We start from the raw sequence: 23,537 nt of genomic DNA on the forward strand, positions 1-23,537 counted from the left end.
AGCTTACGAAGTTGAAACGTACTGTATTGAAGCCTACGACTTACGACTTATGAATTTACCGTGATTGAACCGATGAACTCTGCAAATACATCATTTCCGAATAAAATGCCGCGTTCACTCAAACGATAACCGTCCTCAATTGATTCGATTAACCCCGCATTGAGCATTTTTCCGAGAGGAGCAGTAAACGTATCCTCCAATGCCTGACCGAATTGAGCTTCAAAGCGGGACTTGGATACGCCCTCTAGCATTCTCAAACCGACCATAAGAAAATCCTCCATGGCTTCCGCCGCCGGCACCTCAAAGCTATCCAGACGTGGTAAGCCATTACGACTAGCCTCCACATAAGGGTTAATGCCTTTAATGTTCATATGACGCTCTCTGCCAACATATCCATGTGCCCCAGCGCCGAGACCGTAATAGTCCTCATTTCGCCAATAGGTCATGTTGTGCTTGCTCCCCAAGCCTGGTTTTGCGAAATTACTAATCTCATACTGCTCATACCCCGCTTCTTTCATGCGACGCATGAGGAGTAAATACATTTCCAGTTCGTCATCCTCATGTGGAAGTGGCAGCTGATTTTTCTGGTACAGCGTATGGAAGAGTGTGTTTTCTTCAACCTTCAAGCTGTAGATAGAGTAATGAGGAAGCTCCAGCTCTAGCGCTCTACTGACGCTTTCATGCAGCATCTCCACCGTTTGGTTCGGCAAACCGAACATCAGGTCAATCGACAGGTTGTCCAAGCCAACCTTACGGGCGTTTTCCAAACTGCGATATACGTCATCTGTACTGTGAATACGACCTATGCCTGTGAGTAGCTCATTCTGAAAAGCCTGTACACCAAAGCTGAGTCGATTGACGCCGCCTTCTTTCATCACAGAGAGTTTTTCAAAATCAGTGGTGCCTGGATTGGCTTCCATGGAAAACTCAATATCTTCCGCCCAATTTGGGAAATAGGTTCGGACGCTCTTCAGGAAATATTCCATTTCTTTCGGGTTTAGGGTAGTTGGTGTTCCGCCCCCGACAAAAATGGTTTTAATCTCTCCTGGCGGGTGAAGCTTGACTGTATGTTCCATCTCCCGTTCCAGTGCATACAGATATTCCATAACAGGTTGATCCTTGAGCACATAAGAGTTGAAATCACAGTAAAAGCATTTATTCGTGCAAAAAGGTATATGCAGGTAAACCGCTTGAGGCGCGGATGAATGTTCATGTTTTTGTATGGATGCGGTCATACCGATCCTCCTTGTCAATTCAGTGTGTGGTGATTGAAAAAAATGGCGAAGAGGGGGGAGAACGCTCCGTGGATGGATCATTCTTCCGATCGCTGTTACCCCCGGATTTTTTCTTTGTAAATAAACTTAATAGGGTAAAATCCGGGGATAAAGGCGAACGCTAACGCTTCTTCAGAACGATTCCATCCACTCTGCTGCTGCCCACCACCATCGGTCATTTTTTGTGATGTAGGTGTTGCAGTAAGAGTAAAGTATCTTTAGAAATACGCTAAAGATACTGTTGTTATACTATTTTTGCAACTGAGATAACAAATACTCCATCTCTGGATAGCTTGCTCAAATAAATAACGTCCATTCTCCATGCACGGCAAATGCCCCATGAAAGAATGGACGAATACTTCAAGCAGCTTTACTCATCTATTTTCAGTACCGCCATAAATGCTTCCTGTGGTACTTCTACGTTACCGACCTGCTTCATACGCTTCTTGCCCTCTTTTTGCTTTTCAAGCAGCTTCCGTTTACGGGAAATATCGCCGCCGTAGCATTTGGCCAAGACGTTTTTACGCATCGCCTTAACGGTTTCACGCGCCACGACCTTTGTTCCCACAGATGCCTGGATTGGCACCTCGAACATTTGACGCGGGATTAGCTCGCGCAGCTTCTCACAGATAATACGTCCGCGATGATAAGCCCGATCTCTATGCACGATGAACGACAGCGCATCGACCTGCTCGCCATTCAACAAGATATCCATTTTCACCAGGTTGGACTGGCGATAGCCTGAAATCTCATAATCAAAGGAAGCATAACCTTTGGTACTTGATTTAAGCTGATCGAAGAAATCATATACGATTTCAGACAGCGGAATTTGATACGTAATGGTTACCCGTGTCGTATCCAAGTATTCCATATTTACGTACTCACCACGTTTGGTTTGACAAAGCTCCATCACCGTACCTACGTAATCATTAGGGACGATAATACCTGCTCTTACATAGGGCTCTTCCACATGTTCAATCCGTCCGATTTCCGGATAATTCGATGGGTTGTCGATCTGGATTGTTTCCCCATTCGTCAACTTAATACGGTAAATAACGCTTGGTGCCGTTGTAATCAGTGGAATGTTAAATTCACGTTCAATCCGTTCCTGAATAACGTCCATATGAAGCAGACCAAGGAATCCACAACGGAAGCCAAAACCCAACGCGCTTGATGTTTCTGGCTCAAAGCTGAGCGAAGCATCGTTCAGTTGTAGCTTTTCAAGCGCCTCACGCAGATCGTTATACTCCGATGTTTCGATTGGATACAGACCGCAATATACCATCGGATTAATTTTCCGATAGCCTGGCATCGGTTCTAATGTTGGATTTTTTGCATCTGTCACCGTATCCCCGACACGCGTATCACCCACATGCTTGATACCAGCAACGATAAAACCAACATCACCGATGTTCAGCTCGTCCACGATGCTCATACGTGGCATGAAAGCACCAACTTCAATAACCTCAAACGTTTTGTCAGTTGCCATCATTTTAATTTTGGAACCTGCCTTGATGCTACCATCTACGACGCGGACATACACAATAACGCCTTTATATGGATCATAATGCGAATCGAAAATAAGCGCCTTCAGCGGATTATTCGGATTCCCTTGCGGAGCAGGTACGCTTCTGACCACCTGTTCCAAAATTTCCTTGATACCGATTCCAGCTTTGGCCGATGCGTGGACAGTCTCGCTCGTATCCAAGCCGATAACATCCTCGATTTCCTGCTTCACCCGTTCAGGATCGGCACTTGGCAAATCAATTTTGTTAAGCACTGGCAGAATTTCCAGATTGTTGTCCAACGCCAAATATACGTTAGCCAATGTCTGTGCTTCAATACCCTGTGCCGCGTCTACAACTAGCAAGGCCCCTTCACAGGCCGCCAAGCTTCGGGAAACCTCATAGGTAAAATCGACGTGTCCCGGTGTATCAATCAGATTCAAAATGTACTCTTCGCCGTCATCGGCCTTATAAGTGAGTCGCACTGCCTGGAGCTTGATTGTAATCCCGCGCTCCCGTTCCAGATCCATCTGATCAAGCACTTGCTCCTGCATTTCACGGGATGTGAGTGCACCGGTGTATTCCAAAATCCGGTCAGCCAGCGTGGATTTACCGTGGTCTATATGTGCAATGATACTAAAGTTCCGAATTTTACGTTGTCTTGCCAATATGTCAGTCATGCCTTACCCCCACACAATGCCTAGTGTCAATCAGCTTATTATAGCAGTTGTATAGGGGGTCAGCAATATTTCTATTCTGTCACTCCGTCAAAAACAGACACAACCCATCGAATCCCCTGTCTTGATAGGTTTTGCAGCAGCCCAGCCGTTTTGTCCGCCATGGTATCCACCGAAGCTTGTTGTCCCTTGACGGATAACAGTTCACGCGGTGTCTCCAGGTCCTGAGTATTGACATGCTGCGCAGTCGTCGAATACCACCTGGATGCCCCGAGTTCCGTCTGCTCCTCATTTTCTTCCCTTCCACTAGCTTCATTTATACCCGCTCCCGTTTTCGGCTCAACCTTAACATTTCCACTTGTGCTATACGTACCGCTATATGCACGAGCGTTAGCTGCGGGTGTATCCTCAATAACCGTCTGTTCATATCCGACTTTCTGTTGATTTACCGATTGAATCGTATCCCCGTTCCATTCCGGTCCATACACTGAACGCAGGCCAGATCCTGCCAGTTGCATACCCAGTAGAATACCTGCCCCCATGAGCAATACAAATCCAAGTGCTTTCTTACGAAAATGTCCAGACATTACCTTCCCCCCTTACCGCTACCTCATTTAATTGCCGCTGTTGCTCTTTTTTGTATCCGATACGTTAGTGCCCGCTTTCTGAGCTTTCTGATCTTCCCAATACACTTCACCGATCATGTCCGCCAAAACGTCTGAGGTGCGTTTCAACTCCTCCTCGGTGTTGTCAATACCCCCGATTTCAATTAAAATGCTATGCGAAGATAAGCTTTGATTGTATTCACCGTTGTTGCCTTTGCCACCATCTTTCCCCCATACACCACGTGATACGCCATGATACGATTTTTCCAGCTTTTCATGAATACGAGCAGCAAAAGCTTCATTTTCGCGCCAATTTTTGTTGTCATGTCCGATAATAAAATACACCTTGGCATAAGAGAGCCCATTAATGGTTGCTGTTGTTTTTCCGTGACGTTGTGAATCTCGATGGATATCAAGCAAATAAGTTAAACCTTTATTTCCAGCTAAAGCTTCCTTGACTGTTTCGCGTGAATATTTATAGGAATAGTTCCAATTGTAATTTTGAACTGTAGTGGCATAATCCTTGTTTACATGCAGTGTGGATATCCCTTGATTTTCCAGCCTCTTCTTTACGAAGTCCCCTACCCTTGACACATTGGCTGATTTAGAACCTGAATTGGGGTTGGAACTGGTTTTGCTGAGTAGTGGGTTATATGCTTCTCTGGGATGAGAATGGTAGATTAATATACGCTTGTACCCTTTGGCCGTATCACCTGGATGATCTTCACGTGCCGGATCTGTTTGCGGTGTTGTCGGAATATCCGGCGTAGTAGTCGGTGGGTTCTCAGATGCATCTGAGCCACCAGGGGCATCCGCCGTTCCCTGATCGGGCTGATAATCCGTAGGACCCTCTACCTTTGTGTTCCCCGAACCCTTGCGCAGCAAGACAGGCGCTCCCGCAGACATGCCAGGAATTTCACGAGAAATGAGACTTTTGGGATCCTGCGGATTAATACCTGTAAGCATCTGAAAAACAAAAGGCGACCATTGTTCACCCGACAACGAAGATTGCTGCTTCTTTTGTGCCAAATGAGGTACTTCCATACCTAGCATATCCGCAAAAAAACCGCTAGACACCGAACCTGCCAATCCTTTCATCGAAGAAACAGGAGATGTTTGTAGACGATTTTCTGCCAATCCCCCTAGCCCCAAAACGACAAATAAAAGCGCCGAGCCCATGATCAGCAGCACAAGCGTATGTCCCATCGCCAAAATTTCGATACCTTTTCTTCTCCATCTTCCGACGTTCCAGGTCTGAATTTTTTTCATGTGAGCCTTGTCCTCCTTCGTCCCGTCGAAACCCGCTTTATATTCGGAACATAGGGTTCCTATCTGCTGCGGAAATCTCTTATACTTCAACTCTATGAACGGAGAACAATTACTAGAACACAAAAAATCTCTACTACAGGTATATCACCTCCCTTTTTGAAAGAGAATTAGATTCCTGTTAAATAGAGACTTTCGTGTATCGAAATACGATTTTACCAACCCTTGATTAATGCGTATACGCGGCGACATTGCCAGGATCAACAGCTTCGTGCAGAGCAGCGTTCAATCCAGTAGCAATGATGTTCGCGATATCTTCAATAAATTCATCGATCTCTTTAGGAGTCACAATCAGATCATGCCCCAGCGGCTGCAGTACCTCTCTCACCAGCCCAAGTCTCTCAGGTTCTGAAATATCGTCCAACATCCCCAGGATTGCTTTTGTAGAAGCCTTTTCTTTGGTAAAATGTGTTTTCATCAGTTCGATTACGTTATTGACAATGGTAGAAGCGTAGCATACCGTCGGAACGCCGATAGCGATACACGGAACACCCATAATATCCTTGGTGATACCGCGCCGCTTGTTGCCAATACCTGAACCTGGATGTATCCCGATATCAGCCACCTGAATGGTCGTATTGACGCGCTCCAGTGAACGTGACGCCAGAGCGTCAATTGCAATAATCAGTTCTGGCTTTGTGCGATCCACGATGCCTTGAACGATTTCACTGGACTCGATCCCCGTAATACCCAGGACGCCCGGTGCAATTGCGCTCACATCTCGATAGCCCGGGTTGATTTGATCAGGTGTCAGTTCAAAAAATTGACGAGTCACCATCAAATTTTCAACGACAAGCGGCCCCAGCGAATCGGGAGTAACGTTCCAGTTGCCCAGACCTACCACCAGTACCTTTGCCGTATTAGAGATCCCTATTTTTTGTATAAAATGCTCCATTTCTTTTGCAAATGCAATAGCTACACGTTGCTGGAGCCCCGTGTCGCCTTCACGCAAGCCGGGTACTTCCAACGTGACGTAATGCCCTTGTACCCGCCCAATACGGTTGGCTCCTTCTTCATTCAGTACGTCCAGCCGTGTGATTTTGATTCCGTTATCTTCCTCCACGTTCTCACTTATGCCCGACAGAGGTACAGGCTGATCCCGTTCGGCCAGTTCTCTTGCCTCTAATGCCAAATCCGTGCGTACCGCATACTTCTGCAAATCCAGATCCATCTTTTAAGCCTCCTTGGATACCATCTTTGACTATAGTGTGCGAGACACCCAACAGGTTTATGCACATCCATTTTCATCCTGTAATTCGCATCGCCTCAGAATGTTTTCTTATTGCAATTTGAGGTGTGGCATGCTAAAATATTTTAAGTTGTGAAACGTTTGTGTTCATAAGTAATGCCTTTACAGGAGGTGAATGTAATGCCAAACATCAAATCCGCTATCAAACGCGTTAAAACTAGCGACAAACGCCGTGCGTTGAACGCTTCCCAAAAATCCGCGCTTCGTACAGCAGTAAAAGCTGCCGATACAGCGTTGGTAGGTAACGAAGCTGAAACTGCTGCTGCTGCTTTCAAAGTAGCTTCCCAAAAGCTGGACAAGGCTGTAACTAAAGGTCTGATCCACAAAAATGCAGCTGCTCGCAAGAAATCCCGCTTGGCGAAAAAACTTAACGCTCTTACAGCTCAAGCGTAAGCAAGAGCTACTTTCATACGTTAATGAAAAAAACCTGACCAGCCTTGGCTGATCAGGTTTTTTTAGTTTATAACTTTTGTTAATTTATAGAGTCAGCTTTCCACGCTACATGAGCTGACTCTATAACAGCACATGGGGGATTAGATTGAAGCCCCCGCACCCATTTTCATCAAAAATAGCTCCAGTCCCAGTACCTTGTCAACGACACCTGTTTTCATATGATAATCCAGCTCGCCCAATTCGTAGAGAAGCTGACGCAGCTGCTCAGGGCGGAACCTCCGCGCTTGGTCCCCTGCAACTTTCACCCCATAAGGATGCAAACTAAGCTGACTGGCAATTTGTTGCTGGGAATAGCTTTGACCTGCCAGCTCTTTGACCTGCAACATAATACGGAACTGTCGCGTGATCAAAGCGGCAATCTTGATCGGTTCCTCTTTTTGCTTAAGCAACTCATAAAAAATACTAAGCGCCTTATCCAGCCGCAAATTAGCCAGATCCTCAACCATCGCAAATACGTTTTGCTCTGTGTTACGAGGCACCAGGGATTCTATATCAGCGGATGAGATCGTTCCCTGTGCTCCTGCGTACAAGCAGAGCTTGTCTATCTCGGCAGCCAAGGATTGCAGCCCGGTACCTGTGAATTGAATGAGGCTTTCAGCAGCTCCTGCAGCCAATTGCACTTCTCTTTCTCCTGCACGCTTATGGATCCAAGCTATAAGATCATCTCCACCCATTGGAGCAAAAGCAATAACCGAAGCATCACTTTTCAGCTTTTTGACAATCTTTTTCCGTTCATCCAACTTTTCAGCCTGAACCGTAAAAACGATGACGCTATAGTCAGTCGGGTTATCCATATAAGTCAACAGCGTCTCAAGCCGGTGCTCTATCTTACCGCTATCTTTGCCTGCTGCAAATACACTGGTATCCCGTACAATAATCAGCTTCTTTGGCACCAGAAAAGGCGCTGTTTCCGCCTCTTCCACAACCACCTCAATTGGCGTTTCGGTTAAATCATAAGGAATGATGGCGAAGTCACGATGCTCCTCTTCCACCACTTTCTCTTTAAGCATCTCAACAAACTGCTTCATTTGATATTTTTCACTGCCGTATAGCAAATACACTGGCGAAATGTCGCCTTTGCGAATAGCCTTAGAGGCTGTTTTTACATCCATTTTCCGTTCCCCCCACCCACTGATCGTACCCGACATCCGACCGGAAGGCAAGTCATGATACAAACGAAGGGACCCTGCCTATAGACAGGATCCCTTCACCACCATCTATATCAACACGGCAGCAGAAAGCTCTAGAAACTTTCGGCCGTCGGGATACGACGTCGGTTCATATAGTATATTCTCTGTTTTTAAAAGTGTGCCAACTTACGGAAACTATTTTCCAGTGCTGCGCGGGACGGTGTACGTATATTTACTTGCTGTCCCATCCTGCTCCGTCTCATACATAAAGGTCTGGCTGTCTTCTGACCAGCTTCCTTTGACCCAGGCACCTTTTAGAGTACGGACTTCCAGTGTTGTTCGGTCTACACCGTTATCAGAAAGCTTATACACTTTCAGCTTTTTGCCCTCAATAGCCACCGCATAGCTACCATCTGGCGAGTTGAGCTGATCTGTAGAGGCAGATTGGGCACTATAGCTGGAAGCATTATTGTTGTCCGGAGAGACCAGTGAATTAGATACAAATCCTTCTTTACGAACCGGGTCTTGCGACACGGATGATTGCTGATCATTAGAAGCTGCATTGCTGCTATCCGTTCCCAAGGCATTGCCCGAATCCTTTGTGATACTTTTGGAAGTCGTTTCTTTCGACGTTTCATTTGACGCAATTCGATCCTGTACCTTCAAATCCTGACTAAGCGACGAAGAAGAATCATTCGTACTTGTATTACCATTATTATCGTCCTGAGCGGTACCCGTATCCGCTAGGGGTGCTTTTTCCATTTTCGGTTCCACCTGTTCAGCAGGAGCAATCGTGGATCGATCAGATTTTTCCTGACTTAACTGTTTGTCCTCAGATTTAGGAGCATCTCCAGCAGACGGATTTTCCTTTGTCACCTGACGATCCATACGTAGCTGTCCCTGCCCTTCATCCTGATGAGAAGAATGTTCAGCTGGTGCAGACTTCGTCGAATCTTCCTCCCCAGCTCGCTGATCGTCACGTTTCCCAGCATCCCGTTTGGAAGAGTTCTTTTCATCATCTGCATTGGTTGCACCTTGTTTGCTCAGGTCAGGATCTTTATCCGCAGGTAGCTGAGATGCATCCATTCCTTGCCCCTGCTCTGACGGCTGCTGTGTAGAATCCGAACCAATGGCTGCATCACGGCCTCCACTGCCATTGGCTGTACCTGGAAGAATTTCCGTCTGATTCTGCGGATTCGTCACTTCGGGCGTCTGGGTTGTAAGTATGCCTTCCGCATCCTGCACTGTTTTAGGCTCGAAGTTAAACACTACAATCCCCAGTACAACAGCAGCGGCAGCCACGCCCATGGCAGCGCGTCCAGCCATTCGGTTCCACCAAGGTGTAGGCTGGGTACTTTGTCTAGGCACTGGTCCAGGTTTTACAGCCACAGGCTGCATTTCCTGAAGCGCACTTCCCTGCTCTTCACGTGCGCGGTCAATGGCATCAAGCTGAGGCATGATGGAATCCACCAGGCTGAACGCCGGGGAAACCGTAGGCAATTCCTCCAGCTCGCGAGAGAGTGTCTGAAGAATAAGAAATTTTTCCGCACAGTCCGGGCAAGTCGCAATATGGTTCATTAATTGGGACGTCTCTTCTTCGCCCAGCTCATGATCCACATAACGCTGCATCCAATCCATCACCTCTTCCCCACACTTCATCCTGATACACCACCTTTCTGATATTCCTGAAGTAGCCCTTGCAATTGCTGTCTTGCACGATATAAGTATGACTTGACCGTATTTAGCGGCAAATCCAGAGAATCTGCAATCTCGTTATAGGAGAAATCCTGCAAATATCTTAAGACAATTACCGTCCGGTGGTGCTCCGGAAGTTGTTGTATAGCCTCACGAACATCCTGTGCCATGTAAGAGGTCAACACCTCGACCTCCACGTTTTGGGGATCGTTGAATATCATGTCGTGCTCGTCAATGGAAACCGAGGGCTTCGTTCTTCTGAATTTGTCGATGCATATATTCGTTACAATGCGTTGGACCCAGGTTTTAAACTGCGCTTTTTCCTCATAAGAGTTAATTTTGGAATAGATCCGTATGAGGGCTTCTTGTGAAGCATCCATGGCGTCCTGCTCATTGTTTAGAATGTAATATGCCGTACGGTACACATGCTGTTCTATCTCTCTTAATAGGGTAATGAGAGCGTCGCGATCGCCCGATTGAGCGGCTCGAATGAGTCCCTGCTCTACCACAAAGGATCCCCCTCTCCCTGCAATATTACAGACGCATCCATTTTGCAAATTGTTGCAGGATAGACGTCTGACACTAATTTTATTTTTTCAACAAAAAAAATTATACCAAAAAGCCCAGAATCCCCAGCGTATCCTCCCTTAGAATAACAGAAAAAGGGAAGGTAGTCACCTTCCCCTAGCTCCTACATACATCTAAATGCTAGCCTATCGAGCTGCAAGATCATATTGTTACTTCTTGGAAACCAAAAAATCAGATATGAGTTCTAATTGATAAGTCAGAGCAATCGGATCTTGAAAATAAAAATCGTCGATTGAGTATTGATATACTTTACCTGTTTTAACGGCAGAAAGGTTCTTCCACACACTTTTAGATAAAATATCTTTTCCTTGGTCTGTTCCGTCGCCTCTAATACCCAACATTAAATAATCGGCATCGCCCAGCATCTCCGGTAAAGCCTCTATTGAAATGCTGGCCCATCCCTTCTCGAACGCTGCCTTTTCTACCTTCTCAGGAGCATGAAGTCCCAGCTCATCATAAAGTATGGCTCCTCCACGTCCATAAGATTTTCCATATAGATATAATTCTTTTCCTGTAATCTCAAAAATAGCGATTTTTTTACCCGAATCAATGACGTCAGACAAAGCCTGTTTCTTCTCAGCAATCTTGGTTGCAAAATCAGCCAGGCAATTCTTCGCTTCCTGCTCCTTGTTTAACACTTTGCCCAGCTCCATCAGACGGTCCTTATATTGATATTTACCATATGGAATATATACTGTAGGTGCTATTTTTTTCAGATTTTCATACGCTTTCTCATCATAGGTAATGATCAAATCCGGCTTCAGGGTGATTACCTTTTCAAGGGACAATGCGGAACTGTCACCGATATTTGCAACACCATTCAAATATTTTTTATAGTATGGAGCATCAAATACAGTGTCTGGAGCCCCTACAGGTGTAATACCAAGTGCTAGCACATCACCTACATAATCATCGACTGCCACTACGACACGCTGGGGATGCTCAGGAAGAGTAATTGTACCTTTATCACTTTCATATGTACGTGTGGCAGCTTCATCTCCAGTTGATGTGGTCTTGAGAGCAGTCGATTGACCGCTTTCTGTTACAGTCCCACCCCCACTTGTAGCGCATGCGCTCAATACCAGCATTAACGAAATGATGAACAAACAAGCTGATGCTCTGAATTTAAAATAACTCACAATATTCCTCCCATTAATAATGATTCTCATTTTCATTACACATATGATTCTATCAAAGCTTACAGCTACTGTCCATGCAGATTGGATTCAAAGCAAACAGCCCACTCCTGAGAGTGAGCACCCGTTTTAGTGTGTTGTTGTACTGATAAAAAAGGATTGAAAAAACTATTTGCGTTGGTACCGCACACTCAGTTTTCCTTGCTGTGCTCGAATCTGTATCTCTCCCATCGTATCTGTTCGATATATAGCAGAATTAACTGCCGATAAACGTTCCAATACCGCTTCATTCGGATGTCCGTAAGTATTGGTCGCACCGACCGAAATAACAGATACTTTCGGTCGCCAGTAGGATAACCACTCTTCCGAGGTGGAGTACTTGCTGCCGTGATGTGCTATTTTCATGACATCTATAGCTTTCCTTACTTCCCCCGTTGCTCCCTCATCTTTCACACTTGATGAAAAACGAGTTAATTCAGAGAGCAACGACGACTCTGCTGCATCATCCATATCTCCTGTGAACAAAAAAGAGGCTCCCTCCATCTCCAATATCATGGCAACAGAGTAATGATTCTGTTCCTTCATAACAGGCAACTGCTCAGATTCGTTCTCCGGTAGTGTAAACGGATAGAGAAAGCGGATTTTCGTAGCCTGGTCTGGTTCCCATTCCATACTATGATGTGCACCATACAGCTTGATCTGCTTGTCTAAAGCCGTGTTCAACAGCTTACGGAATGGGGTTTTATCTGTCAGGGTACCGTTAAAAAACAAAGTAGATACGGGAATCTGGTCAAGCACAGCCTGTAGTCCTCCGGCATGATCATGATCTCCATGCGTTAAAATGACAGCGTCCAGGCGATGCACACCTCGTTGCTTTAGCAAGGGTACAATCGTATCTTCACCCACCTCGTAGGGATCTGCACGCTTGCGCCAAGCATTTTTCCCTGTCGCAAAATCCATTGTACCCCCACCATCAACCAAGATATGTTTCCCGCCCGGTGTTGTAATTAAAATGCTGTCACCTTGGCCCACATCCAGATATTGAACAATTCCCGTATTTCCCTCACCAGGAGATTGGTAACCTGTATACAATATTCCAAGCCAAGCAATAACACTTAGAGCCAGTGCCAAATGACGATAACCATTCCACTGTCGACTTGCAAATTTCCCTGCTCCCTCAGGTTCAGGAGCCGTATGCAATATAGCCGCCCATTCTGGAGAAGCTGCTAATCCTGTATATATAGGTGATGAAATGGCAGTAGAATTCAAGACGGTAATGTCGTTCGTTTGCCTGCGGGATGTCAGCCACCTTTTGAGCCAGTACAAAACACTGTACAGAGCTGCGTAATACGCCATGACCCACAGGATGGAAGAAGACGGCCAAATACTCACATAAGCATCATCTACATTCAGCCATTTCACTAGTAAAAAGGTCAAATCGTTCAATTGCTCTGCCGGCCACGCAAGAATACGAGCCCCATCCCCCCACAAAAAGGAAAGCCCCATCGCCACCGTACCTAATGGAAGCACGATATATGTAATAAGGGGTACAAGCACAAAATTGGCCGTAAATGATAACAACGAAAATTGATTAAAGTAGAATACCGTCATTGGAAACGAAACAAGCTGTGCCGTAATTGTAATCGCAACTTCACCGCCGATTAGGAAAGGCCATTTGGCGAAAAACGGCTTCATAAGCGGCATATAAATGAGCAACCCACCTGTCACCAAAAAGGAAAGCTGAAAGCTGACACTAAGTAGATAATATGGATTCCAAATCAGCATGAGCAACGCGGATATACTTAGAATATTAAGTCCGTCTTTGAGCATACCTCGTCGGGCTGCAAACAAGCCGATCATCGCCATAATTCCCGCCCTCACAACAGAGGGAGAGGCACCTGTCAGCAGGACATAAGCCGGAATGAGTATCATCACGACCGTAAGAGATGTCTCGCGGCTAACTCTTAGTAGCTTGAGTAAATATAATAGTGTAGCTGCATATACCGCCACATGCATCCCCGATATTGCTAAAATATGCGTTAAACCAAGCTGCGTAAACTCGTTATACGTTGCTGGGTCCAACTCATCTGTTACCCCAAGTACCAGTCCTTTCATATATCCTGCGTGATGAAGTGATGTAAATGCCGATTCCATTCTCTGCCCTAGCTGCTCCCTAAGCTGATCATTCCATCTGAACAAAGTGTAGCGGTTCCACAGTGAAGCCTCCTGCTTCTGTAACGAGGCTGCCCCATCGCCTTTGAAAAGCCAGTGGATTTCCTGTGTGTGCAGGTATTCACTGTAATCAAAGCCACCAAAGTTCCCCGCTTTTGCAGGAGCCTTTAAGGTGCCACGCAGTAGGATTGCATCTCCACGTTGCCACGCTGCCGCAAGTTGCTGTTCCTGCTTGGCAGCCAACTTGATATGAACAATGACCTGTTCCGAAATTAGTGCACGATTCTCGTCCTTTTTCGAATGACTTCCGTAGTGATTGATTGAGGTGACTCTCATCTCAAACTGTGTTCGATCACCATCTACCTGTACTTCAGAAGCGATAAGCCCTGCTGCTTGAACAGACATGTCTTCCACCATAGAAGACGATACATGGAGAGCATCGGGAATACTGCTAACATTATGCGTATCATGCCAATACCAATGAAATCCACCACCGCTGAATGCAAGCCAAAGTAATACCATATGCCGGATGGGGATTTTCATCCATAAAGCTATAAGCGGAAAGATCAGGGTAACCCCCGCCCAGAGCAACAAAAGCATCCGTCCAGAATACAGACATGCCCCTGCACTTCCTGTAATCCAACAAACAGTAAGGGTCAATATAGGTCTAGTTAACACAAGTTTAGCTTGAATACAATCACCTTCCGGTAGGAAACATTGCTTTCTGTCCAAAAAACACAAAACAAAAAGAACCTCTGACAAAATAGCATTTGTCAGAGGTTCTTCCTCGTTTACTTTTTAATTCATTACATCCATCAGCGTTTCTTTCGGTGGATGATAGGTCTTCAGCATACGAAAGGCGATTCCCTTTTCCTCCATCATAGCACGAACCTTGTCGGCATCTTTGGGATAAGGTCTGTGGTATACAATCTCCACAATACCGCTGTTCGCCAACATATTGGCACACGTCCAGCATGGCTGGTCGGTGACATATACTGAAGAGCCTTCACGATCAATTCGGTCAGTAAACAGTAGCAGGTTCTGCTCCGCATGAATAGTGCGAATACAACGCTGCTTCTTAACCATTTCCTCGCGCCCATCACGGTGAATGACCTCATACTCCTCTGAGATCATACAGCCTGCCTCAGAACAGTCAGGCACCCCGGATGGTGCTCCATTATAGGCTGTCCCCAAGAGCTTTTTACCTTGTACAAGTACGGCTCCAACATGACGCCGCGCACAGCGCGAACGGGTGGATACCATATAAGCGATATCCATGAAATAGGTGTCCCAGTCCTTGCGTACATCTGCACTCATTTCCATCTCTCCCGTATAAACAAGTTAAAACGTAAACCATATCCGCTACCGCCGTTCTCAGGGCCTGTACATTGTAATCTTATATAAGTTACAAGCTGACATACGGCTTCATTTTCGCCAACATTTTAGCTCCGATTCCCTTTACATGATCCAAATCGTTCACACGTTTGAACGCCCCATGCTGATTACGGTAGTTCAAAATAGCCTCGGCTTTTTTAGCCCCAACCCCTGGTAGCTCCATTAACTCGGCAGCAGTCGCCGTGTTGATGTTTACCTTTTTTTCGCCGGAAACGGGTGTAGTAACCGAATCACTTACCGTATTGGTCCTACTCGTCGTTGCACCACTCGAACTAACAATACCTGTGTCTGAGCTCGGATTCGCAGCAGCAGATACACCAGTAGAAATCTGCACAGTATCACGTTTCACATTGTCAGCGGCTTCGGCATTCCTACTGCGCTCAGCTTTGTCTGAGGGTTCTTTTACAGCAGGCTTTTTCTGGGCATAGTCACTGCTGCGCTGCGACTCATTTGGCTCTGAATCCATCGCCACAGCCTGCTCCACCTTATGGTTAAGTAAAGTCCACTCCTCTTGCGGCTCAGAGCGCTGTCCTCCGGCAAATAAAATAAGTCCACTCCCGATTACAGCAAGCGTTATCGCTGTTCCTGTCCATACGCGTTTCATTTCCGTATCGTCCCCTACTCCACATGGATTTCGGGAAATTGAGCCGACTGAAAACACCGTCTCAATCAAACAGAGCAAGTCTGTCCAATTCCCGTTAAACCGGAGGGTGCAAACAACCTCCATACGGTTTCGCTGTGAGCATTTTCACAAATAAGTGGTACGACCCCGGGCACGATCTAACATGCTCAGACATAAAATTCGTCATGTCGGCCAAGACCAGGCGCATACACTAAGAAGAATGACAGCTGACAGCACAGCGTCTATACCGCAAAGTATGAAAGGAGGACGTTGAACAATGAAAGTTGGATTTATCGGGACTGGCAGCATGGGAAGTCTGCTAATTGAGTCTTTTATTAATTCTAACGCACTCAAGCCGCAGCAAATATCAGCAAGCAATCGAACGCATTCCAAGGTAACCGAGCTAGCCCGTCGTTATCCAGGTTTGCATGCAGCCCAAAGCAACCGTGAAACGGCAGCGGAAAGCGATGTTTTGTTTATCTGTGTGAAGCCGCTGGAATCAAAAGCCGTAACGGATGAAATACGCAACGTCATTACAGAAGAGCAAATCGTCGTATCTATCACAAGCCCGGTGCAGATTCGTATTTTGGAGCATGCACTGAAAGCCAAAGTGTCCAAAATTATTCCCAGTATCACCCACCAAGTGGGCAGCGGAGCCTCACTATGCATCCATGGAAGCCGGATTACAGAGGAGGACCGCACCCTTCTGGAAGAGCTTATGTCCCACATCAGCAGGCCGATTCGGGTTAAAGAATCTTATACTCGAATCACGTCGGATTTTTCGAGTTGCGGTCCTGCTTTCTTGGCCTTTTTTATGGACCAGTGGATTCAAGCCGCAGTTCAAGCTACAGGTATAGACCGTACGGAGCTATGCGCCCTGGCCGGTGAAATGATCATCGGCACTGGAAAGCTGCTCACGGAAGGCGGGATGACACCAGCCGAGTTACAGGCCAGAGTAGCGGTTCCCGGAGGTATTACTGCCGAAGCTCTCGCACTGTTGGACATCAGCCTGCATAGTGTCTTTCCCGAGCTGATACAGGCCACGCACAACAAGTATGAAGAAGACATGCAAAAGGTGGATGTCTCCTTCGGCTTAAAGCCAATTAACCGGCAACAATATTAACCAGCTTACCTGGAACAGCAATTACCTTGCGGATCGTTTTGCCGGCCAGTGCCTGCTGAACATTGTCCAACGACACAGCGAATGCTTCCATCGCTTTAGCATCAAGATCCTTGGCAATCGTTGCACGCTGCACAATTTTACCATTCACTTGCACAACAATTTCCACTTCGGCGTCCACCGTCCATGCTTCATCATAAGCAGGCCAGGCCGCGTAGGTAATGCTATCATTGTGCCCCAGCAGCTGCCACAATTCCTCGGCCAGATGGGGTGCAAGCGGCGACAGCATTTGCACGAAGTTTTCCATTGCTGCACGCGGCAGAAGGTCTGCTTTGTATGCATCGTTGGTGAAGATCATCAGCTGGCTGATCGCTGTATTGAAGCGCAGTGCATCCAGATCTTCGGTTACTTTTTTCAGCGTTTTATGCCAAGTACGATTGAACTCATCGCTACCGCCGTCATTTGTAATTTTATCGTTCAGGCTACCATCCTCGGAAACAAACAGGCGCCATACGCGGGACAGAAAACGATGTGCTCCCTCTACCCCATTCTCATTCCATGGCTTGGTCGCTTCCAGCGGCCCCATAAACATCTCATAAATACGCAGCGTATCGGCGCCAAACGTATTGACAATATCATCAGGATTAATGACATTACCGCGTGATTTACTCATTTTTTCATTGTTGTTGCCCAAAATCATACCCTGGTTGACCAGCTTATAAAAAGGCTCTTTCGTTTCCACTACGCCGATATCATACAGTACCTTATGCCAGAAACGGGCATACAGCAAGTGAAGAACCGCATGTTCCGCTCCGCCAATATACAAATCAACAGGCATCCATTCACGTTGTTTCTCTTTGGATACAAGCTCTTTGTCATTTTTCGGATCAATAAAGCGCAGGTAATACCAGCAACTGCCTGCCCATTGCGGCATTGTATTTGTCTCGCGGCGTGCTTTCATACCTGTCTCAGGATCAATGGTTTCGATCCAATCTGTTGCGTTCGCCAGTGGGGATTCACCTGTACCTGAAGGCTTGATATTGTCCATCTCCGGCAGTACGAGCGGAAGTTGGTCCTCAGGAACCGTTTTGATCGTTCCATCTTCCAGATGAATTACCGGAATCGGCTCGCCCCAATAGCGTTGACGGCTGAACAGCCAGTCACGCAGGCGATAGGTGACTTTACCGTGTCCTTTGCCCTCAGCTTCCAGCCATTCAATCATCTTCGGAATCGCTTCCTCGTTGGTAAGTCCATTCAGCGGGCCGGAATTGACGTGCGGTCCATCCTCAGTATATGGCTCATTAGCGACATCTCCACCTTGGACAACCTCAATGATATTCAATCCAAATTGCTTGGCAAATTCCCAGTCACGCGCATCGTGAGCAGGTACAGCCATAATCGCTCCAGTTCCGTAGCCTGCAAGTACATAGTCAGCAATCCAGATCGGCAGCTTTTCGCCGTTCACCGGGTTCACTGCATAAGCTCCTGTGAATACGCCTGTTTTATCCTTGGCCAGATCCGTACGCTCCAGATCGCTTTTACGAGCAGCTTGTTCACGGTACTGTTGCACAGCATCCTTTTGCTCAGGCGTAGTGATAATATCCACCAATTCCTGCTCTGGTGCCAGCACACAGTAGCTTGCGCCGAACAGTGTATCTGGACGGGTTGTAAACACTGTGAGTTGCTCGTCATAGCCTTCAATTGGAAAACGAACCTCTGCCCCGGTAGACTTACCGATCCAGTTCCGCTGCATATCCTTAATACTCTCAGACCAATCCAGTTCCTCCAGATCCTCCAGCAGACGATCCGCGTATTCCGTAATTTTCAGCATCCATTGACGCATTGGTTTACGGACGACCGGATGACCGCCACGCTCACTCTTACCGTCAATAACTTCTTCATTCGCTAGCACCGTTCCCAGCGCCGGGCACCAGTTCACAGGTACTTCAGCTACATATGCAAGGCCGCGCTTGTACAGCTGGATGAAGATCCACTGTGTCCATTTGTAATAATCAGGATCCGTCGTGCTGATTTCACGATCCCAGTCGTAGGAGAAGCCGAGCGATTTGATTTGACGGCGGAAGTTATTTACATTTTTCACCGTAATTTCGCGTGGGTGCTCCCCTGTATCCAGCGCATGCTGCTCGGCAGGCAGACCGAAGGCGTCCCAACCCATCGGATGCAGTACGTTGTAGCCGCGCATTCTTTTATATCGTGAAACAATATCCGTAGCTGTGTAGCCCTCTGGGTGGCCTACATGTAGGCCGGCTCCAGATGGGTACGGAAACATATCCAAAGCATAAAACTTCGGTTTGCCCGGCTCTTCCCCGGTACGGAACGTCTTGTTCTCATCCCAATATTTCTGCCATTTTGGTTCAATACTTTGCGGTTGATAGCCGTGCTTCGGCTGTGTGTCTGTCATTGTCTTTTCCTCCTCAAACGGTATGCAACAAAAAAACCTCTGCATCCCGTAGCGTGTCAGCGCTAGGGACGAGAGGTTATATTCCCGTGGTACCACCCTAGTTAGCAGAAAGCGTTCTTCGCGTTCTACTCCCTTTGCACCTGATAACGGAGGTGATCCGATGCGGGTTAATAACAGGATACAAGCACCTGTATAGGGCGTTCCTGCGTTGGACGCATATCTCCGAGGCGAGTTCACTTTGCACTGTCAACCGGCTTGCACCACCCGCCAGCTCTCTACATGTCCAGACAAAGCTACTATTCCTCATCAGCGATTGTTTAACCGTTAATAATGGCACTATTATATTGAAAACCGCGAAAAAAGTCAAATAAGGACTACCTTTGGTGTTAAAGACCCTCTTCATACTAATTGTTCATGACACATGCATACGAATGTTTTATAATGATTTCGAATTAAATCGCTTCAAGTTGAGATGAGTTGAGATAAGAAAGGTGAGCTGAGAAATGGCACAGATTAAAATTTACGGAATAAAAGAAACTCTAAATCCAATCAAAAAGCAACTTTCAGAGGTGATTCATTCTGCTGTGGTGGATGCGTTCAAATATCCTCCTGACAAGAGGTTTCAACGTTTTTTTCCTATGGATCAGGAAGACTTTATATATGCCGATGGTCGCTCTGAGGCGTACACCATTATTGAAATCAGTATCTTTGAAGGCAGAACGACAGAAGCTAAGAAGCAACTCATTAACCTGTTATTCCAAAGAATTAACGATCTTTTGGGTATTTCTCCACAGGATCTTGAGATTACTATATTTGAAACACCCAAACAGAACTGGGGCATTCGGGGTGTACCGGGTGATGAGCTTCAGCTGAGCTATAAAGTGAATATATGAGTGCAAAAAGACGCCCTTCATGTCATCATGAAAAGCGTCTTTCTTTTCCCATACTCGCTAAATGAAGCCTTGCTATTTTACAGCAACATAAAACAGTCTCGCCGCGTCATCTTCTGCTTCTACCCATTCAAAATCCGCATATACCTTCACATCACGAAAACCCGCTTTGGACAATTCTGCCTTCATCCAGTCTGGGTCATAGGCACGTTGAACATGTATTTCCTCGAAACGCTGGTATAGATCGCGTCCTTCTTGTTCTGCTTTCGCAAAGATACTAAGATGATGCTCAATTTCACAACGGGGAGTGTCCAACGCACATGTCCAGATATACGAGATAGAGCGTTCATCCAGTACGAATGGTTGCTCTTCATCATAACGTAAAAACGTCTGAGGATGATGTACATCGAACAAGAAGGTTCCGCCAGGCTTTAGACCAGCATGCGTTCTGCGAAAAGTAGAAATTATATCTTCTTCCTCCAACAAGTAATTCAGACAATCGCAAAAAGAAATTACAGAATCCACAGGCTCGGGTAAAATCCATTCTCTCATATCCTGCTGTATCCAGCGAACGCTTCCCTCACGAAACAATCGCTGTCCCTGTGGAGTGGTTTCCATTTTGCGACGGGCTACTGCCAGCATGTCAGAGGATAAGTCGATTCCAGCCACCTCGAAGCCCGAGTTAACCAGGGGGATCGTAATTGAACCCGTTCCGCAGCCCAGCTCGGCCACCGTATGAGGCATACCGTACTGATCCCAAGCCTGCCGTGCAAAGCGCAACCAGTCCGGGTACGGCATGTCCTGCATCAGCTCATCATACACATAGGCAAACTTCCGGTAAGAAGCCATTTTTTATTCCCCATTCCCGTCCTTCGGTTCAGGTATATTCTCCACCAGGTAGGTCCAGTTTTCCTTTTGTGTAACCAGTCCTTCCTTCATCAGCTTGCCCATCGCACGCTTGAAGGCGGATTTACTGATACCAAACCGTTGCTTGATAATATCCGGCGGTGTTGCGTCGGAATAAGGCATGCCGCCGCCCGGACGCTCTTTCAGAAAAGCAATCAACCGCTCCGCATCCTCATCACGGCCTACTTCCTTGCGTGGTGACATCGCCAGATTGACCCGACCGTCTTCCCGAACAAGCGTGACCCGTACCTTGACCTCTTCGCCCAAGCGAAGCATCCGGTTACGCTCCGAGGAATGAATCATTCCAATCGCGCCAAAACCAAGCACACCTCCGTTCACCAGGACGAATGTGCCCATCTGAAGCGGCTTGTACACAGTCGCCTGCACCCATGTATTCAGCCACGAATCAGGGGCGTGGAAGCACAACGGAGCCAGCTCCTGTTCCCCTGCCAGCTTAGCCCGCAGTCTGCCTTGCTTGTCATGCTCCATAATGGCATACACGTAGTCGCCCACCCGAGGATGCAAATCTCGGTTTTCTGGCAACTCACGAATCGGCAGCAAAAGCTGACGACCCAATCCCATCTCCAGGAAACAACCCAAACGCGGATGCACATCAGCCACTTCAAGCTTTGCCATTTCGCCCAACGACAAGAAAGGCTTTTTCATAGTTGCGGCCAAGCGGTCCTCTGTATCGTGAAAAATAAATACCTCCAACCGTTCACCAACTTCGATTTCACGTGTCAGCTCCGTATAATGCAGCAGCACATCCTGCTCACCAACAGTGAGAAAGTAACCGAAAGGAGATACCTCACGATCCACCATAATGGTGACATAAGTACCGGCGATCAAACTCATACCTTTTCCACAACCTTAGCATCCGACCAGAGTCGTTCAATGTTATAGTATTCGCGCTCGTCGCGATGGAAGACATGCACTACGACATCCCCCAAATCCATTAGAACCCAACGGGCGGAATCCATTCCTTCGATTCCTTTGATGGTTACACCTTCATCATGAGCGCGTTTGCGAATTTCTGTTGCAATCGCCTGTACCTGTGTATCCGAATTACCGTGGCAGATGACAAAATAATCAGCTACTAGTGATATTCCCCGCAAATCCAGTGCGACAATATTCATTGCCTTTTTATCATTTGCAGCATCAACCGCTGTTTGCATTAATTGCTCATTAGTTAGGGTCATTCATGAACCTCCGTTTTTCTCTGTTTTAGTTGTTGAATCAAGTCATTGCGCGACAAGACTGTCAGTGGAAAAATAACCTTTTTCTTTTCCAGCAACAATGTAATCGTGGAGTCAAATCCAGCGATAAGGCCCTGCTCCAAGCTTTTCTTTGCCTGTTTACGGATATGCTCAACCCCCGGAAAATCCCGTCCCGGTTCGATGTAATCAGCGAGACACACGACTTTATCCAGCAGGCTCATACCTACGCGTCCTGACGTATGCCAGCGGATCGCATTCCTTATTTCCGGATCATCCACTCCGTAATCTCTTGCTGCAACGCAGTATCCTACCTCTGAATGCCAGAGCTGCTTGTCATGTTCCAAAAGCTCCTGATCACATTCGGGATGACTGCGAATCACCTCTTCCATCTGCTGGACAGGCCAATATTTCGCTACATCATGCAAAATAGCCGCCAGTTCGGCCTTATCCGGATCTGCTCCATATCGCTGCGCAAGCTCAACTGAGGTATGCATAACACCTAGTGTGTGCTTCCAGCGCTTTTCAGGCATTTGACCAGATACGGCTTCCATTAATTGCTCACGGCTGTACTTCATACAAACCGCCCCTTGTAATATAGTCATGCACACGATCAGGCACAAGATAACGGATGGTACGCCCTTCCGCAGCACGCTCTCGAATATCCGTCGACGAAATGTCCACCACTGGCATATCCGCCAGCAGTACCTTGTCCTGCAAATAATGCGGCAACTCATCCAACGCAAGCTGGAACCCTGGGCGCCGAACACCAATAAAATAAATTCGCTGCGCCAGTTCCTCAATTCCCTGCCAATGAGGCAAGTAGTTCACCATATCCGCACCAATAATAAAATAAAAATCCACAGCAGAGTGCAACTCCTGAAGCTCCTTGATCGTGTCAATGGTATAGGATACTCCCCCGCGAAGCACTTCAATATCCAGCACTTCAAAAGCAGGATGACCCGCTACCGCTTCACTCGTCATCTCCAGACGCTCCTTACCGCTCGCCCCCGCCTGATGTTTGTGCGGAGGAATATGAGAAGGCATAAACCATACTTGATCCAGCCCATAGGCATCTCTTGCCGCTTCTCCAGCCAGCAGATGTCCAATATGAATCGGGTCAAATGTACCACCCATAATACCGATTTTCATAATTTT

22 protein-coding genes and 1 other annotated feature are annotated in these 23,537 nt (G+C 46.9%); of the genes, 3 read left to right on the forward strand and 19 right to left on the reverse strand.

Annotated elements, in window-relative coordinates:
• Window positions 1-47: 47 nt before the first annotated feature.
• The 5 genes from hemW to gpr all read right to left on the reverse strand — a co-directional run bounded on the left by hemW (window position 48) and on the right by gpr (window position 6,558).
• Window positions 48-1,235 carry a radical SAM family heme chaperone HemW gene (gene hemW, locus MKY24_RS17995; RefSeq protein ID WP_025723343.1) on the reverse strand — a complete coding sequence of 396 codons (1,188 nt, stop codon included), beginning with the start codon at window positions 1,233-1,235 and terminating at the stop codon, window positions 48-50.
• Window positions 1,236-1,644: 409 nt separating this feature from the next.
• The gene (gene lepA / locus MKY24_RS18000) at window positions 1,645-3,459 is read right to left on the reverse strand and encodes a translation elongation factor 4 (protein WP_023989515.1); all 1,815 of its coding nucleotides are present in this window, start codon (window positions 3,457-3,459) and stop codon (window positions 1,645-1,647) included.
• A gap of 71 nt (window positions 3,460-3,530) precedes the next feature.
• On the reverse strand, window positions 3,531-4,043 hold the full coding sequence (locus MKY24_RS18005; RefSeq protein ID WP_076295466.1) for a hypothetical protein: 513 nt from the start codon (window positions 4,041-4,043) through the stop codon (window positions 3,531-3,533).
• 27 nt (window positions 4,044-4,070) lie between these two features.
• Window positions 4,071-5,330, reverse strand: coding sequence for a stage II sporulation protein P (locus MKY24_RS18010; RefSeq protein WP_339200542.1), 1,260 nt, complete (start codon window positions 5,328-5,330; stop codon window positions 4,071-4,073).
• A 226-nt stretch (window positions 5,331-5,556) separates the two neighbouring features.
• Window positions 5,557-6,558: a GPR endopeptidase gene (gene gpr, locus MKY24_RS18015; RefSeq protein ID WP_023989518.1), complete on the reverse strand. Its 1,002-nt coding sequence runs from the start codon at window positions 6,556-6,558 to the stop codon at window positions 5,557-5,559.
• A gap of 198 nt (window positions 6,559-6,756) precedes the next feature.
• Here gpr and rpsT point away from each other — a divergent pair, with 198 nt between their 5' ends.
• Complete coding sequence (rpsT, locus tag MKY24_RS18020) at window positions 6,757-7,029, forward strand: 30S ribosomal protein S20 (RefSeq protein ID WP_013311181.1); 273 nt, start codon at window positions 6,757-6,759, stop codon at window positions 7,027-7,029.
• 140 nt (window positions 7,030-7,169) lie between these two features.
• On the opposite strand, the gene holA is transcribed toward rpsT, so the two are convergent.
• The 8 genes from holA to MKY24_RS18060 all read right to left on the reverse strand — a co-directional run bounded on the left by holA (window position 7,170) and on the right by MKY24_RS18060 (window position 15,809).
• On the reverse strand, window positions 7,170-8,201 hold the full coding sequence (holA, locus tag MKY24_RS18025; protein WP_013311182.1) for a DNA polymerase III subunit delta: 1,032 nt from the start codon (window positions 8,199-8,201) through the stop codon (window positions 7,170-7,172).
• Window positions 8,202-8,414: 213 nt separating this feature from the next.
• Complete coding sequence (locus MKY24_RS18030; RefSeq protein WP_339200543.1) at window positions 8,415-9,878, reverse strand: anti-sigma factor; 1,464 nt, start codon at window positions 9,876-9,878, stop codon at window positions 8,415-8,417.
• Window positions 9,875-10,423: a sigma-70 family RNA polymerase sigma factor gene (locus MKY24_RS18035; RefSeq protein WP_013311184.1), complete on the reverse strand. Its 549-nt coding sequence runs from the start codon at window positions 10,421-10,423 to the stop codon at window positions 9,875-9,877. The genes MKY24_RS18030 and MKY24_RS18035 overlap by 4 nt, the downstream gene beginning before the upstream one ends.
• 228 nt (window positions 10,424-10,651) lie before the next feature.
• Entirely contained in the window at window positions 10,652-11,641 is a 990-nt protein-coding gene (locus tag MKY24_RS18040; protein ID WP_081365967.1) for an iron-hydroxamate ABC transporter substrate-binding protein, read from the reverse strand.
• Between the two features lie 165 nt (window positions 11,642-11,806).
• Window positions 11,807-14,347, reverse strand: a complete 2,541-nt coding sequence (locus MKY24_RS18045; RefSeq protein ID WP_339202360.1) for a DNA internalization-related competence protein ComEC/Rec2 — start codon at window positions 14,345-14,347, stop codon at window positions 11,807-11,809.
• Entirely contained in the window at window positions 14,277-14,429 is a 153-nt protein-coding gene (locus MKY24_RS18050; RefSeq protein ID WP_252508906.1) for a hypothetical protein, read from the reverse strand. Before MKY24_RS18050 ends, MKY24_RS18045 begins: the two co-directional genes overlap by 71 nt.
• A 179-nt stretch (window positions 14,430-14,608) precedes the next feature.
• The gene (locus MKY24_RS18055) at window positions 14,609-15,127 is read right to left on the reverse strand and encodes a dCMP deaminase family protein (RefSeq protein WP_339200546.1); all 519 of its coding nucleotides are present in this window, start codon (window positions 15,125-15,127) and stop codon (window positions 14,609-14,611) included.
• An 88-nt stretch (window positions 15,128-15,215) separates the two neighbouring features.
• Window positions 15,216-15,809, reverse strand: coding sequence for a helix-hairpin-helix domain-containing protein (locus tag MKY24_RS18060; protein WP_028540441.1), 594 nt, complete (start codon window positions 15,807-15,809; stop codon window positions 15,216-15,218).
• Window positions 15,810-16,104: 295 nt separating this feature from the next.
• Between MKY24_RS18060 and comER the strand changes: the two genes are divergently transcribed.
• Window positions 16,105-16,950: a late competence protein ComER gene (comER, locus tag MKY24_RS18065; RefSeq protein WP_028540440.1), complete on the forward strand. Its 846-nt coding sequence runs from the start codon at window positions 16,105-16,107 to the stop codon at window positions 16,948-16,950.
• Here comER and leuS read toward each other — a convergent pair.
• Complete coding sequence (gene leuS, locus MKY24_RS18070; RefSeq protein ID WP_023989526.1) at window positions 16,931-19,369, reverse strand: leucine--tRNA ligase; 2,439 nt, start codon at window positions 19,367-19,369, stop codon at window positions 16,931-16,933. The genes comER and leuS overlap by 20 nt on opposite strands.
• Before the next feature lie 61 nt (window positions 19,370-19,430).
• Window positions 19,431-19,688, reverse strand: a binding site (T-box leader).
• Window positions 19,689-19,872: 184 nt separating this feature from the next.
• Here leuS and MKY24_RS18075 point away from each other — a divergent pair.
• Window positions 19,873-20,262 carry a tautomerase family protein gene (locus tag MKY24_RS18075; protein ID WP_028540439.1) on the forward strand — a complete coding sequence of 130 codons (390 nt, stop codon included), beginning with the start codon at window positions 19,873-19,875 and terminating at the stop codon, window positions 20,260-20,262.
• A gap of 72 nt (window positions 20,263-20,334) precedes the next feature.
• On the opposite strand, the gene MKY24_RS18080 is transcribed toward MKY24_RS18075, so the two are convergent.
• The 5 genes from MKY24_RS18080 to nadD are packed head-to-tail and all read right to left on the reverse strand — an operon-like array spanning window position 20,335 to window position 23,531.
• Window positions 20,335-21,108, reverse strand: coding sequence for a class I SAM-dependent methyltransferase (locus MKY24_RS18080; RefSeq protein ID WP_023989528.1), 774 nt, complete (start codon window positions 21,106-21,108; stop codon window positions 20,335-20,337).
• 3 nt (window positions 21,109-21,111) lie between these two features.
• Window positions 21,112-22,020, reverse strand: a complete 909-nt coding sequence (locus MKY24_RS18085; RefSeq protein ID WP_023989529.1) for a S1-like domain-containing RNA-binding protein — start codon at window positions 22,018-22,020, stop codon at window positions 21,112-21,114.
• Window positions 22,017-22,364, reverse strand: a complete 348-nt coding sequence (gene rsfS, locus MKY24_RS18090) for a ribosome silencing factor (RefSeq protein WP_013311194.1) — start codon at window positions 22,362-22,364, stop codon at window positions 22,017-22,019. Before rsfS ends, MKY24_RS18085 begins: the two co-directional genes overlap by 4 nt.
• Window positions 22,361-22,957 carry a bis(5'-nucleosyl)-tetraphosphatase (symmetrical) YqeK gene (yqeK, locus tag MKY24_RS18095; protein ID WP_023989530.1) on the reverse strand — a complete coding sequence of 199 codons (597 nt, stop codon included), beginning with the start codon at window positions 22,955-22,957 and terminating at the stop codon, window positions 22,361-22,363. The genes rsfS and yqeK overlap by 4 nt, the downstream gene beginning before the upstream one ends.
• On the reverse strand, window positions 22,941-23,531 hold the full coding sequence (gene nadD / locus MKY24_RS18100; RefSeq protein ID WP_013311196.1) for a nicotinate-nucleotide adenylyltransferase: 591 nt from the start codon (window positions 23,529-23,531) through the stop codon (window positions 22,941-22,943). Before nadD ends, yqeK begins: the two co-directional genes overlap by 17 nt.
• Window positions 23,532-23,537 lie beyond the last annotated feature (6 nt).

Source organism: Paenibacillus sp. FSL P2-0322 (assembly GCF_037975315.1).
GTDB classification, from domain to species: Bacteria; Bacillota; Bacilli; order Paenibacillales; family Paenibacillaceae; genus Paenibacillus; species Paenibacillus polymyxa_B.